The 13,422-nt window shown below is 67.5% G+C and carries 10 protein-coding genes; 6 read left to right on the plus strand and 4 right to left on the minus strand.

Features of this window, described 5'->3' with window-relative positions; translation table 11 throughout:
* The coding region (locus tag P3W97_RS01055; RefSeq protein ID WP_300843120.1) for a hypothetical protein at positions 1–407 on the plus strand (407 nt) is incomplete at its 5' end.
* Here the strand turns inward: P3W97_RS01055 and purN are convergent.
* The 3 genes from purN to P3W97_RS01070 form a co-directional block, all read right to left on the minus strand.
* Positions 404–1,024, minus strand: coding sequence for a phosphoribosylglycinamide formyltransferase (gene purN, locus P3W97_RS01060; protein ID WP_300843121.1), 621 nt, complete (start codon positions 1,022–1,024; stop codon positions 404–406). The two genes, P3W97_RS01055 and purN, sit on opposite strands and share 4 nt — an antisense overlap.
* Before the next feature lie 75 nt (positions 1,025–1,099).
* Positions 1,100–3,247: a hypothetical protein gene (locus P3W97_RS01065; RefSeq protein WP_300843122.1), complete on the minus strand. Its 2,148-nt coding sequence runs from the start codon at positions 3,245–3,247 to the stop codon at positions 1,100–1,102.
* A gap of 157 nt (positions 3,248–3,404) precedes the next feature.
* Positions 3,405–3,962, minus strand: coding sequence for an HNH endonuclease (locus tag P3W97_RS01070; protein WP_300843123.1), 558 nt, complete (start codon positions 3,960–3,962; stop codon positions 3,405–3,407).
* Between the two features lie 56 nt (positions 3,963–4,018).
* Here P3W97_RS01070 and P3W97_RS01075 point away from each other — a divergent pair, with 56 nt between their 5' ends.
* From P3W97_RS01075 to P3W97_RS01095, 5 genes are read left to right on the plus strand one after another with little or no spacing between them, the layout of a single operon-like run.
* Positions 4,019–5,083 (plus strand): bifunctional riboflavin kinase/FAD synthetase, encoded by a 1,065-nt coding sequence (locus tag P3W97_RS01075; protein WP_300843124.1) that lies wholly within the window; start codon positions 4,019–4,021, stop codon positions 5,081–5,083.
* Positions 5,080–7,992, plus strand: coding sequence for an isoleucine--tRNA ligase (gene ileS / locus P3W97_RS01080; protein WP_300843125.1), 2,913 nt, complete (start codon positions 5,080–5,082; stop codon positions 7,990–7,992). The genes P3W97_RS01075 and ileS overlap by 4 nt, the downstream gene beginning before the upstream one ends.
* Before the next feature lie 12 nt (positions 7,993–8,004).
* Positions 8,005–8,514 (plus strand): signal peptidase II, encoded by a 510-nt coding sequence (gene lspA / locus P3W97_RS01085; protein WP_300843126.1) that lies wholly within the window; start codon positions 8,005–8,007, stop codon positions 8,512–8,514.
* Positions 8,515–8,526: 12 nt separating this feature from the next.
* Positions 8,527–11,904, plus strand: a complete 3,378-nt coding sequence (locus tag P3W97_RS01090) for an MHYT domain-containing protein (protein ID WP_300843127.1) — start codon at positions 8,527–8,529, stop codon at positions 11,902–11,904.
* 12 nt (positions 11,905–11,916) lie between these two features.
* On the plus strand, positions 11,917–13,005 hold the full coding sequence (locus tag P3W97_RS01095) for an HD domain-containing phosphohydrolase (RefSeq protein WP_300843128.1): 1,089 nt from the start codon (positions 11,917–11,919) through the stop codon (positions 13,003–13,005).
* Positions 13,006–13,027: 22 nt separating this feature from the next.
* On the opposite strand, the gene P3W97_RS01100 is transcribed toward P3W97_RS01095, so the two are convergent.
* Positions 13,028–13,422: winged helix-turn-helix domain-containing protein (locus P3W97_RS01100; protein ID WP_367184576.1), on the minus strand; the 395-nt coding region annotated here is incomplete at its 5' end.

Genomic DNA, 13,422 nt, shown 5'->3' on the forward strand with positions numbered 1-13,422 from the left:
CCCCCCGGCCCCCGCTGCCCGGGGCGCTGCCCGCCCACCCCCTCGGCGGGCGGGCGGGCGCGGCCAGCGACCCGCGGCGGCGCCGCCCCGCTGACTGGCCCGCCGAGCAGCACGCCGGGGCGTGGTTCGACGCTAGGGGCGCCAGCGCGGTCTTCGGCGCTGGCTTCTCGCGGATTCCCTCCAAGGTCTTCCCCAGCGCCGCCGGGGCGCTGGCCATGCCGCTGCTGCCATTCGCGCTGGCCTCGCTCGTCGGCCGGGGGGCGCGCTTCTATCTGGTGGCCGCGCTGATGCGCTGGGGCGGCGCGCGTATGGAGCCGCTGCTGCGCCGCCACATCGACCGAATCGGCTGGACGGCGGTCGCGTTGGTAGCGGGGGGCGGGGCGCTTTGGTACGCAGCGCGGCACTAGCCGCCCGTCTCGCGCAGCCAGCGCTCGATCGCGCGCGGGTAGATCAAATGCTCCTGCGTCAGCACGCGCGCGGCCAGCGTCTCGGGCGTGTCACCGGGCAAGATCGGCACCACCGCCTGCTCCAGGATCGGGCCTTGGTCCAGCTCCGCCGTCACCAGGTGAACGGTGGCGCCGGCGAAGCGGCAGCCTGCCTCGATGGCGCGCTGGTGTGTGTGCAGCCCCGGGAAAGCCGGCAACAGTGAGGGGTGAATGTTGACCAGCCGCCCCGCAAAGCGTTCGACGAAAGCGGGCGTGAGGATGCGCATGAACCCAGCCAGCACCACCCGCGCCGTTGCGTCGGGATCGAAGCGCGCGATCGCCTGCGCGAGCGCCGCATCGAACGCCTCGCGGCTGGGGTAGGCCTTGTGGTCCAGCACTGCGGTCGGCAGGCCCTCTCCAGCCGCCCACGCCAGCCCTTTGGCGTCGGGCCGGTTGCTGATGATGGCGGCGACGAACGCGCCGTAGCGCTCGCGCCAGCGTTGCGCCTGCGCCGCGCGCACGATGGCTTGCATGTTGCTGCCGGTGCCAGAAATCAGAATCACCAGCGGGCGAAGGGTCGATCGGGGAGCATCGCTCATAGCCCGGCAGTGTAGCGGCTGGCGCTAACGCGTCCCCGACAGCGCAAAACCGAACGACTGGACATAAACCGGGCTTCAAACCCCCCACCAGCCGGCGCGCCACCCCCACACGCCCACGGCCAACGCCGCCAGCAGCGGCGCCAGCCAGCGCCAGGCTGACGGCACGTCGGCATCTGGATCGGCCGCGCCGCGCTGCGCTCCGGGAGGCAGCGTCGCCAGCGCAGTCAGCCGCACGCCGAAAGGCATGCTGATGCGGGCGCGAATGTTCACGGCCCAGCCGTTGGCATCGAGCAGCGGACCGATGTTGCGCTGCCGCAGCTTCAGCCACGCCAGCAGCACCGACGGCCCCGAGACCAAGACCATCAAGCCCAGCACGGCGAGCGGCATCTGCCACCACGCCAGTTGCATAAAGCCCGTGACCACGGCCACCAACGCCGTGCCGATCGCCCCCAGCGCCAGGCCAATGGCGGCAAAGATGCCGGCAAAGCGCGCGATGTCAAAGGCCTGCTGCCCCACCGGCTTGGCTTCGGGCCGTTGCACGGCCCCGGCCCCCGCGCCGACGCGCTCGCTCGCCTGGGCCTGCACCGCCTGCTCGCGGGCCGAGGCGAATTTGCGCACCTGCTCGCCGATCAGTCGCGCGATCCGTTTGTAGGGGGCCCAGAAGGCCTCGCGCATGCTGATCGGGTTTTCCACCACGCGCACCACGCGCGCGCTCCAGTCCCGCCCTTGGCGATCGACGAACACGCCGTTGCGCCCCGGGACCATGAAGTCCGGCGCATCGCCGGCGGTCAGGGCGGCAACGATGGTCATCGCCGGCTCGCCGGCACGCTCGCACTGGCAGTACAACAGATACAAGCCGCTGTAGGCAGCGAGCGGCGCATGGGTGGTCGCATCGGCCACGGGTAGGCACAGCCGGCATTCGCGCTGGTCGATGAACAGCGTGCCGGCCTGGAAGGCGGCCGGCTGCGCCCCACTATAAAAGTCTTCAAAATTGACGAAGTTACGCAGCAGGATGCCCAAATCACGACGCCACAGCAGCAGGCGTTGCAGCGCGTCCAAGCGGTCCGCCAGCGCAACCGCCTCGCGGTCGAGTGCCATCAGGGCTCGCAGGCGCGCGGGCACATCGGTGGCGCGCCACTGGGCCAAGATATCAGCATCCCAATCGGCGACCGGCGTATCCGGGCGTGCCGCCGCCCACGCGCGCCAGGCCCCCAGGCGCTCGCATAGCCGCACCCAGTCGTCGGCCTCCAGGGTGTCGCGCTCGCCCAACAACGGGGTGACGGCCTGCTCGCGCAGCACGGCGATGGCCGCCGCCCACGCGGGGTTGATGCCGCCGCGCAACGGCAGCACGGCCGACGGCTGCACATGGGCCAGCGGCAAGGCGGCGAGTTCGGGCCGATCCGGACTGAGCGCTTGATTGGCCAGGGCTTGTACCTGCTCGGGCGTCCAATCGAGCGCGGCGGTGGCACGGGGGTCGAACGCCGCCAGCCGGCAGCGGGTGAAGTGATCTTCCACCTTCGCCGCCACCGCATCCACCGCATGCAGCGCCGCCGCCATCGTCTGCGGATCACCGGGCGGTCGTGCCGCCTGCCACGCGCTCACTGCGGCCACGTCGGCCTCGCACATGGCCAGCGCATCGGCATCGATACCCGGCTGGCCACTGCGGTCGAGCGTCGCCCCGCACGCGGCAGCGATCCGTTCGACCCAGTCCGCCAAGCCTGCGTCCTCTGCGCGGGCCAGAGCGGCCGGCACGACGCCATCGCCGTTTGGCAACCCCGGCGGGAACACCTGCGCCGGGTCTGCCATGTCCGACACCTGCAGCGCCTCGGCGTCCGGGCGGCCGGCTCGCGCCAGCAGCTCGCGCGCAGCGGCCTGCAGCGCTGCCCCTTCTTCGTCATCGGTCAGCGCCGCCAGCGGCAAGACATCGCCAGGACTCAAAATGAGGGCCGGATCACGCAGCCGCTGGCACACCCAGCGCACGGCAGCCAGCACATCGGGCAGCCGCACGCGGCCGTCGCCGTCGCTGTCGAGCGCGGCCAACGTCGCCGGCGCAATGGCCAGCCCCGCGGTGGGGCAGGCCAGCGCCGCCCACAGCTTGGGGTCCAGCTCCGCTAGGGCCCACAGGTCGGCGGCATGGTCTAGCCGTACCTGCTCCACACCGCCGGCATGGAAAAAACGCCAGCGCTGGGCGCCTGCGGCGGCGGTGGCGGGGGCGTGCGGCATAGGGGCTCCTTCGCGGCAGTTAGAGATGGTCAGGGCTGCGCTGCGCTGCGCACTGGGGCCATCGTAACTGGCTTTTCCGTGCCATGAGCGCTGCTGGCGTGCGGCGGCGCAGATCTAGCCCGGTCCGACCCGGGCGGGCGATCCTTGCGCCGGGGAGTCAGGCGTGCAGACGGGAGTGCCGCGGCAGGTGCGCCATCAAAAACTCCATTTGGTCCGCCAGGATGCGGCGGTTGCGCAGGATGAAGTCCTCCCACAAGCTGGGCACGTAGGGCGCGTAGAGCAAGGGCATATGCGCCTGCTCGGGCGTGCGGTTGCCTTTGCGGTGGTTGCAGGCGCGACAGGCGGTCACCACATTCATCCAGTGGTCGCGCCCACCCTGAGCGAGCGGCCGGATGTGCTCGCGCGTCAGCAGGGCCTCGTCGAAACGATCTCCGCAATAAGCGCAGACATAGCGATCGCGCGCGAACAATTTGGCGTTGGACAGCGACGGCACGATATCGAAGGGGTTGATCGCCGCCTGACCCCGGGTACCGATGATGGAGTGCAGTTCGACCACCGACTGCTGACCGGTGCGCGCGTTGTGCCCGCCGCGAAACGTGGCAATGTGGGCCCCCGCCACCCAGCGCACATCGCCGGCGGCGTAGTGCAGCACGGCCTCCTCCAGCGTCAACCACGCCTGCGGCAGGCCTTGCCCGGTCAGCTTCAACACCTTCATGGCTGTGTCATAGTAGCGCGCTTTGGCGACGAACGCATGACAGCCGCCCGCTCACCATGAAAATCACCTACGGTTTGCACAATCTGCGCCAGCGCCCCGCCGTGCCGAGGGCGCTGACCATTGGCAATTTCGATGGCGTGCACCGCGGCCACCAGGCCATGCTGGCTCTGCTCATCAACGAGGCGCGGCACCGAGGCCTGCCATCGTGCGCAGTCACCTTCGAGCCGCATCCGCGCGATTTTTTTGCCGAGCACTACCGCCGCCCGGAACTGGCGCCCGCCCGCATCGCGACGCTGCGCGACAAGCTGGCTGAGCTGCGCCGCTGCGGAATCGACGAATGCGTGATCCTGCCCTTCGACGACGCGCTGGCGCAACGGTCGGCCGAAGCGTTCGTGGACGAGGTGCTGCTCGATGCTTTGGGGGCGCGCTATGTGCTGGTGGGCGACGATTTTCGTTTTGGCAGGCAGCGCCGCGGGGACTACGCCTTGCTTGATGCGGCGGGCGAGGCCCGGGGCTTCGACGTCGCGCGCATGATGAGCTATGAGGTCCACGGAATGCGGGTGTCCAGCTCCGCCGTGCGCGATGCCTTGCTTGCTGGCGACATGGCCCGCGCCGCCGCCCTGTTGGGTCGGCCCTACGCCATCAGCGGCCATGTGGTGCACGGGCGCAAATTGGGCCGCACCCTCGGTGAATCGGCTGTCGGCCGCGGGGACGGCTTTCGTACGCTCAACCTGCGCTTTGACCACTGGAAGCCGGCTGCCAGCGGCATATTCGTCGTGCAGGTGCACGGACTGGATCCGGCGCCCGACGCCGCGCCGCTGCCCGGGGTGGCCAACTTGGGCGTGCGCCCCTCGCTAAATCCCAACGACGTCAACGGCGGCCGCGTGCTGCTGGAGACCCATTGCCTGGACTGGCCCGAGCGGGTGCGCGCTGCCCTGGCGCACGCCCCAGTGGCCGGAGAGGCCTACGGTAGAATCATCCGCGTCGAGCTGCTGCACAAGCTGCACGACGAACGCCGGTACGACAGCCTGGCCGCCCTGAGCGCCGGCATCGCACAGGATTGCGCCGATGCCCGGGCCTGGTTTGCCGCGCACGGCCCCACGCCCTCCCGCTTATCATGACTGATCGCCGTGAATCCGCCCCGGCCCCCGACTACGGCCACACGCTCAATTTGCCGGACACCCCTTTTCCGATGCGCGGCAATCTGCCGCAGCGCGAGCCGGACTGGGTGCGCCAATGGCAGACCAAAGGCATCTACCGCCGCCTGCGCGAAGCGCGCCGCGGCGCGCCCAGGTTCATCCTGCACGACGGCCCGCCGTACGCCAACGGCAAGATTCACATTGGGCACGCGGTCAACAAAATCCTCAAGGACATGATCGTCAAGGCGCGCCAGCTTGCCGGCTTTGACGCACAGTACATCCCCGGCTGGGACTGTCACGGCCTGCCGATCGAAAACGCGATCGAAAAACTGCACGGCCGGGGCCTGAGCCGCGACGAGATGCAGGCCAAGGCGCGGGCCTTTGCCGCCGAGCAGGTCGCCCAGCAAATGGCCGACTTCCAGCGCCTGGGCGTATTGGGCGACTGGGAGCGCCCCTATCGCACCATGGATTTTCGCAACGAGGCCGAGGAAATCCGCGCCTTCAAGCGCATCATGGAGCGAGGCTTCGTCTACCGCGGGCTCAAGCCCGTGTACTGGTGCTTCGACTGCGGCTCGTCGCTGGCGGAGTTCGAAATCGAATATGCGGACAAGCAGAGCCAAACGCTGGACGTGGGCTTCTTGTGCGCAGAGCCACACAAGCTGCTGCGAGCCTTCTTCCGCGACAGCGGACTGCCGCACGCCAGCCCCACTGGCCTGCAGGATCGGCCCATTTTTGCCGTCATCTGGACCACCACCGCGTGGACCATCCCGGCCAACCAGGCGCTCAACCTCAACCCCGAGCTGCTCTACGCCCTGGTGGACACGCCGCGCGGCCTGTTGGTGCTGGCCGAGGCGCTGGTCGAGTCCTGCCTGCAGCGCTACGGCCTGCAAGGGGCGGTGCTGGCCACCGTGCCCGGCCGCGCGTTGGAAAAGCTGCACTTCCACCATCCGCTGGCCCATGTCCATCCGGGCTACGACCGGCTTGCCCCAGTCCATTTGGCCGACTATGCCACCGCCGACGACGGCACGGGCATCGTGCATTCCGCGCCAGCGTACGGGATAGAGGACTTCAACACTTGCGCGGCGCACGGGCTGGCGCCGACCGATGTCTTGAACCCCGTGCAGGGCAATGGCGTGTATGCGCCGGAGCTGCCCCTCTTTGGCGGACAGTCCATCTGGGAGGCGGCCCCGGCGATCATCGACTCGCTGCGCGAGGCCGGCCGCCTGTTCGCCAGCCAAACCATCACACACAGCTATCCGCATTGCTGGCGACACAAAACGCCGGTGATCTACCGCGCTGCGGCCCAGTGGTTCGTGCGCATGGATGCCCCGACGGCCGCCACGCGCGGCATCTTTGCGAGCGATCCCGCGCCGCGCACCCTGCGCGAGATGGCGCTGCAGGCCATCGAGCACACCCAGTTCTACCCGGAAAACGGCCGCGCCCGGCTGCGCGACATGATCGCTAACCGGCCCGATTGGTGCATCAGCCGCCAGCGCAGCTGGGGGGTGCCGCTGCCCCTGTTGCTGGAGGTCGACAGCGGCGAGCCACATCCGCGCACGCCCGAGATCATCGACCTGGCCGCCGAGGTGGTGGAGCAAGGCGGCATCGAGGCGTGGAGCAAGCTCACACCGGCCGACATCTTGCGGCGCATTGGTGACAGTGGCGATCCGACGCGCTGGAACATGAGCCAAGACATTTTGGAAGTCTGGTTCGATTCCGGCACCACGCACACCACGGTGCTCAAGGGCAGCCACGCCGGCGCAGGGCATGACAGCGGTCCGCAGGCCGATTTGTATCTGGAAGGGCACGACCAGCATCGCGGCTGGTTCCATGCCTCGCTGCTGACGGCCTGCGCCATGTATGGCCGGGCGCCCTACCGCGGCTTGCTCACCCACGGCTTCACCGTGGACGGGCAGGGCCGCAAGATGAGCAAATCGCTGGGCAATGTCGTGGCCCCACAGGAAATCAGCGGCAAGCTCGGTGCCGAGATCATCCGCCTGTGGGTAGCGGCGACCGACTACTCGGGCGACCTGGGCATCGACGACAAGATTTTAGCGCGCGTGGTGGATGCCTACCGGCGCATGCGCAACACCCTGCGCTTTTTGCTCGCCAACATCAGCGACTTCGACCCGCAGTCCGACGCAGTGCCCGCAGCGCAGATGCTGGAGATCGACCGCTGGGCGCTGGCGCGCACGGCACAGCTGCAAGCCGAGATCCTGGCGCACTACCATGTTTACGAATTCCACCCCGTGGTGGCCAAGGTGCAGGTGTTTTGCTCCGAGGATCTGGGCGCGTTTTACCTGGACGTGCTCAAAGACCGGCTCTACACCACCGCTGCCAAAAGCTTGGCGCGGCGCAGCGCCCAAACCGCGCTGCACCAAATCACCCACGCCATGTTGCGCTGGATCGCGCCCTTCTTGTCATTCACCGCGGAAGAGGCGTGGGCGCTGATCGGCACGCCCGTCAACGGCTCGCCCTCCATCTTTACCGAGACCTATCTGCCGCTGCCCACGCCCGACGAGGCGCTGCTGGCGAAGTGGACGCGCATCTTGGCAGTGCGCGATGCGGTCAACAAGGCGATCGAGGATGAGCGCTCGGCCGGGCGCATCGGTCCGTCTCTGCAAGCCGAAGTGACGTTGACCCTGCCGCCTGAGGACCATGCGCTGCTGGCCACGCTGGGCGAAGATGCGAAGTTCGTCTTCCTGGTATCGGCGCTGACGCTGCAGGTCGGCGCCAACTTGGCGGCTGAGGTCAGGCCGTCACCGCATCCCAAATGTGCACGTTGCTGGCATTGGCGCGCCGACGTCGGCCACGATCCCGCGCATCCCCACCTGTGCCGGCGTTGCACGGACAACCTGTTTGGCAGCGGCGAGATCCGCCGCGCTGCCTGAGCCGCGATTGCGATGACCAAAAACGCTTCGCGCAGCATGCTGGCCTGGTTGGGCCTGGCATTCGTGGTCGTGCTGTTGGACCAAATCAGCAAGGGCATCGTCATGCTCTTGTACCGTCCGGGCGACGTCACGGCAGTGACATCCTTTTTCAATATCGTTCGGGTTCATAATCCGGGAGCGGCGTTTTCGTTTCTTGCCCATGCCGGTGGTTGGCAGCGCTGGTTTTTCACCGCAGTTGGTATCGCGGCCGTTGTCTTCATCCTGTGGATGTTGCGTGCCCACGCTCGACAGCGCCTGTTCGCTTTTTCGCTGTCTTGCTTGTTGGGCGGGGCAGTTGGCAATTTGGTCGACCGCTTGGTGCACGGTTACGTGGTTGATATGCTCGATGTGCATTTCCGCTGGCTGGCCCCGGTGTTTGCCGGAGGACACTTTCCGGCATTCAACCTGGCTGATGCTGCGATCACGGCCGGAGCGATCGGCTTGATCGTCGACGAGTTGCGACGCGTACGGCGGTCTGGCTGAGGCGAGACGGCCATGGGGCTGAGTTGGTCGGACTGGTTTGCCTGGCGACAAGACGCCGGCTCTGCGGCCCTGGTGATCTACGATCCGTTTTTGGTCACTTTGTCGGTGCTGGTCGCATGTGCCGGCGCAACAGCGGCGATGCACCTGATAGGTCTGGCGTCCCGCGCCGACCGGCTGAGCAGATCCGTGGCGCGCAGCGCATACGCAGTGGCGGCCGTGACGCTGGGCATCAGCGTATGGGGGATGCATTTCATCGGCATGCTGGCCACTGATTTTTGCCAACCCGTGCGCTACGAACCGCTGGGCACGGCACTGTCGATGATCCCGAGCATCGCCGCTTCGGCCATCGGCTTGCGAATCTATCTCCCAGCAAGCGGGGGCGACGCAGCCTCCGCTGCCCGGCGGATCGCCGCGGGAGCCTGGCTGGGCGCAGGCATCGGCGCCATGCACTACAGCGGGATGCAAGCCCTGCGCATGGAAAGCGCAGTGCGCTACGACCCTGTGGGCTTCGCCTGGTCGATCGCGGTGGCCGTGATTCTGGCGATCTTGGGTTTGTCGGCACACACATGGCTGCAGCGGCACACCGCCTGGCGCGCCGTCACCGTGCACACCCTCGCTGGTTGCCTTCTGGGCTTGGCCGTCAGCGGCATGCACTACAGTGCGATGCAAGCCACCTTGGTGCTGGGGCCTGTGGATGCCGAGTTCGAGCGCTGGTCCGAGCGTCCAACGCAACTGGCGCTGGCCGTGACGGCCGTGTTGGTGGTCGCCATCGGCTTTGCCTGGGGCATGATGGGGATCTGGACCTACCGTGCGCTGGCGCGCCGGCTGCGGGAACGCGAAGGGCTGCTGCGCGACATCATCGAACATCTGCCCGGGGCGATCGTGCGGGTACGCGCTGGCGGGACATTCGATCGATTGCTCGTATCGCCGTCACTGGCCGATCTCACTGGCCGCAGTCTACAAGCGTATGAGCGCGGCGAATGGTCGCTGTTGGATTTGCTCGCGCCCGAAGATCGAGCCAAGCTGGAGCAATTGGCGCCGCAGGTGCGCGGCGAGTGCTTTCAAACCGATTTGCACGCGCGCATCCGCCATGCGACGCGCGGCTGGCGACATCTGAAAGTGCGAGTGGTGTTGCATCCCTCCAGACACGCGGCGCGGGCGGGTGATGCGCAGCCGGTGCTGGATTTGTTTTTGCAAGACGTCACCGTTGAACACCAGGCGCTGCAACGTGAGCGGCAGCTGCAAGCGGCAATCGATCGACTGGTGGGCCGAGCGGTACTGAACCCCGATGGCGTGTTTGTGGAAGTCAATGCGCAACTCGCCGCCTGGCTGGGATACCAGCCCGAGGAGCTGCGCGGGCAACCCCACCGCATCGTTTGGCCAGAAGAGACGGATCCGACGCAGTTGGAGACATTTTGGGCGGCGTTGCGGCGTGGCGAAGCGCAGCCGGGGGAGTTTGCGCGCCGCACCAAAGATGGACGCATCGTGCATATCTCGGGCTGGTACCAGCCGCTGCTCGACGACGGCGGTCATGTCTATGCGGTGCTCAAACTCGTCTTCGACGTCACCGAGCGCGTTCAAGCACTGCAAAGGCTGCAAGTTGCCACGCAACAACTGGAACAGGCGCTGGCCAGTCGGAGCGCCTTTTTTGCCAATGTCAGCCACGAAATCCGCACGCCGATGAACGCCATCGTTGGCTTTGCCGAGCTGCTGCACGAACGGCTGGCGGCCGATGGCGAACTGCGCGAGCCCGCACGCGCCATTCGCGATGCCGCGCGCGGGCTGTTGCGCATCCTCAACGACTTGCTTGACGCGGCCAAGCTCGAACAGGGTGAGTTTCGCTTGATACCGGCGCCGTTTCGTCTCGATCGGCTGCTGCATGATTTGATATCCCAGTACGGCGTGCTGGCGGCGCGCCGCGGCTTGTCTTTGCGACTGCAGCTGGATGAAACGCTGCCGCTTTGCTGGGATGGCGATGCCGACCGCATCCGCCAAATTTTGGCCAACCTGTTGGGCAATGCGATCAAGTTCACCGAGCGCGGCCGTGTCGACCTTGGCGCAACCCAGCGCGACACCCTGCTGTTGCTCTGGGTGGAGGACACCGGCATCGGCATCGCGCCCGAACGGCAGGAGGCGATCTTCGAGCCCTTTGTGCAAGCCGACGCGGGCACGGCGCGGCGCTACGGTGGCACTGGCTTGGGCATGAGCATCGTCAAACGCCTGGTGGAGCGGATGGACGGCCGGATTGCGTTGAGCAGCGTGCCTGCGGTGGGCACTCGGGTGGAGGTGACATTGCCGCTGACCGCACTGCCGCAGCAGCGCTGCGCTGCCCAAGAGGCCCCGCGCGCCGACGCGCCGGCCGCCGCCCACCCATCGCTGCGAATATTGGCCGCCGACGATGTGGAGCAGAACCGCACCCTGCTTGCGCTGCTGCTGCAGCGCGAGGGGCATCAGGCGACCATCGAAAACGATGGCGCGGCTTTGCTGGCGCGCTACCAAAGCGATCCGACCGCCTGGGACCTGGTGCTGCTGGACTTGAAAATGCCGGTACTCGACGGGTGGGAAACCTGTGCCCGGCTGCGCGCCTGGGAACGCGCTCAGGGACGGGCGCCAATACCCGTTTGGGCCCTGAGCGCCAGCATACAAGACAGCGACCGGGCTGCCGCTCAACGCGTGGGCATGGACGGGTTTCTGGAAAAGCCGATCGACCCCGATGCCCTGCGTCAAGCACTGGCCGATGCCGCTGCGCGAAGGCAGCGTTGCGGACAAACCGCCGTCGAGCCGGCGGCGCCCGCGTCCTGCCCGCCAGCGCTGACCGGCGCCCCCCTGCCGGACGACGGCGTCGGCGCGGTCGATCCCCAACGCGGTATGGCATTGTGGGGGGCGGACTGGATGGCGCAAGTGCACAGCTGGCTGACGGAGCTCGCGCCGCGCTGGTCGGAGGCCGAGCGATGGGAGCGCGCCGAATGGCACCGCATCGCCGGGACGGCGGCCAATTTGGCCCTGCCGGCGCTGGCCCAAGCGGCACGCCGGCTGGAGGCCAGCGACCCACCCTATCCCGCCGACGCGCTGCAGGCTGCAGCCCGAGCTTGGCAAGCCCTGCAAGACTGGTTGGCCTCGACCGCCTCGGCCCCAATCACCCCGTCCCCCGCGTCCTCAGCGGTCGGTGGCCTGCCAGAGTGCCGCTCCGCACCACAGGCACTGCTGCAACGGCTGCAAACGGCCAGTCGGCATGGTGAATGGGATGATGCGGCCCTGCAAGAATTCGGCAAGCATTGCCCTGAACATGCCGCGGCCCTGCGTGCAGCGTGGGAAGCCTTCGATTTCGAGGCGGCGCAGCGCTTGCTGCAGCGTTGGCTCGCGCCACAATCCGATGATCGATCCGACTAAAGGGTATCGCCCATGTCCGACACTCCCACCATTGCCGATGGCTTTGCCGCCTGGGACGCGTTCGATACCGCCGCGCGGCTGCTGCTGGTGGACGACGAGCCGGCCAATTTGCAGCTGTTGCGGCGCGTGCTGCAGGACGAGTATCGCCTCTTTTTCGCGCGCAGCGGCCCAGAAGCGATTGAACGGGCGCGCGAGGTGCAACCGCGATTGATCGTACTTGACGTCATGATGCCGGGAATGTCTGGATTGGACGTCATTCGGGCGCTGAAGGCCGACCCGACCACCCGCGACATTCCAGTGCTCTTTTGCACCGCCTTGGGCGCTGCCGAGGACGAAACCGCAGGTCTGTCATTGGGCGCGGTCGATTATGTGACCAAGCCCATCTCCGCGCCAGTGCTGCGCGCGCGCATTCGCACCCATTTGGCTCTGGTGCAGCGCGAGGAAGTCGAGCGTACCCGGCTGGAGGTGATTCGACGTCTGGGCCGCGCGGCCGAATTCAAAGATAACGAAACGGGCCGCCATGTCATTCGCATGAGCCATTACAGTCGGCTGATAGCCGAGGCTTTGGGTGCGCCCGCGCGGTTCTGCGACACGCTGTTGGCGGCCGCGCCGATGCATGATGTCGGCAAGATCGGCGTGCCCGACGCGATCCTGCTCAAGCCCGGCAAACTCGATGCCAACGAATGGTCAGTGATGCGCCGACATCCTCAGATGGGGGCAGACATCATCGGCGACGACCCCAGCCCGTTGCTGCGCATGGCGCGCATCATCGCGCTGCAGCATCACGAAAAATGGGACGGCAGCGGCTATCCCCATGGATTGGCGCACGAGGCGATTGCCCCCGAGGCGCGCATCGTGGCCGTAGCGGATGTGTTCGATGCCCTGACCAGCGCACGCCCATACAAGCCAGCCTGGCCGCGCGAGCGCGCCCTGGCATTGCTGCAGGAACAATCGGGCTTGCATTTTTGGCCTGATGCGGTGCACGCCCTGATGCGCCGCCTCGACGACATCTGGCAGGTGCATATGCAGTGGCGCGATGAGGTCAGTGCCGGCGAAGCCGTCCCGCAGCCGGCCACCGCTGCCCCCTCCACGACGCCATGATGCGTGACGCGCGCCGCAGCGCTCACGGCACTGAAGGCTCGGGCGGATTGTCTGATTCGGTCGGTGCAGCCGGCCGAATCAGCGGCACCAGCTGGGCCAAGGGCTCCTCGACGGCCGCCTGCGCGCGCGACTCGACTTCGCGATACAGCGCGAGCACCCGCTGTCCTAGTGACGTCAGCTGCGCGCCGCCGCCGTGGCTGCCGCCGCGTTGCTTGCTCACCAACGGCGCCACGAAATCTCGATTCATCGCCTGCACCAAGGACCACACGCGCTGATAGCTCATACCCAGGCGGCGCCCCGTTTCGGCGATCGAGCCGGTCTCGGCGATACCCTGCAGCACATCAGCCTTGCCCGGGCCGATGGCGACGGCATGTTTGATTTGAATCCGAAAGCGGGTTCGCAGCTCAAGCGCGGAGA

This window comes from Tepidimonas sp. (genome assembly GCF_029335975.1).
Classification (GTDB): Bacteria; Pseudomonadota; Gammaproteobacteria; order Burkholderiales; family Burkholderiaceae_C; genus Tepidimonas.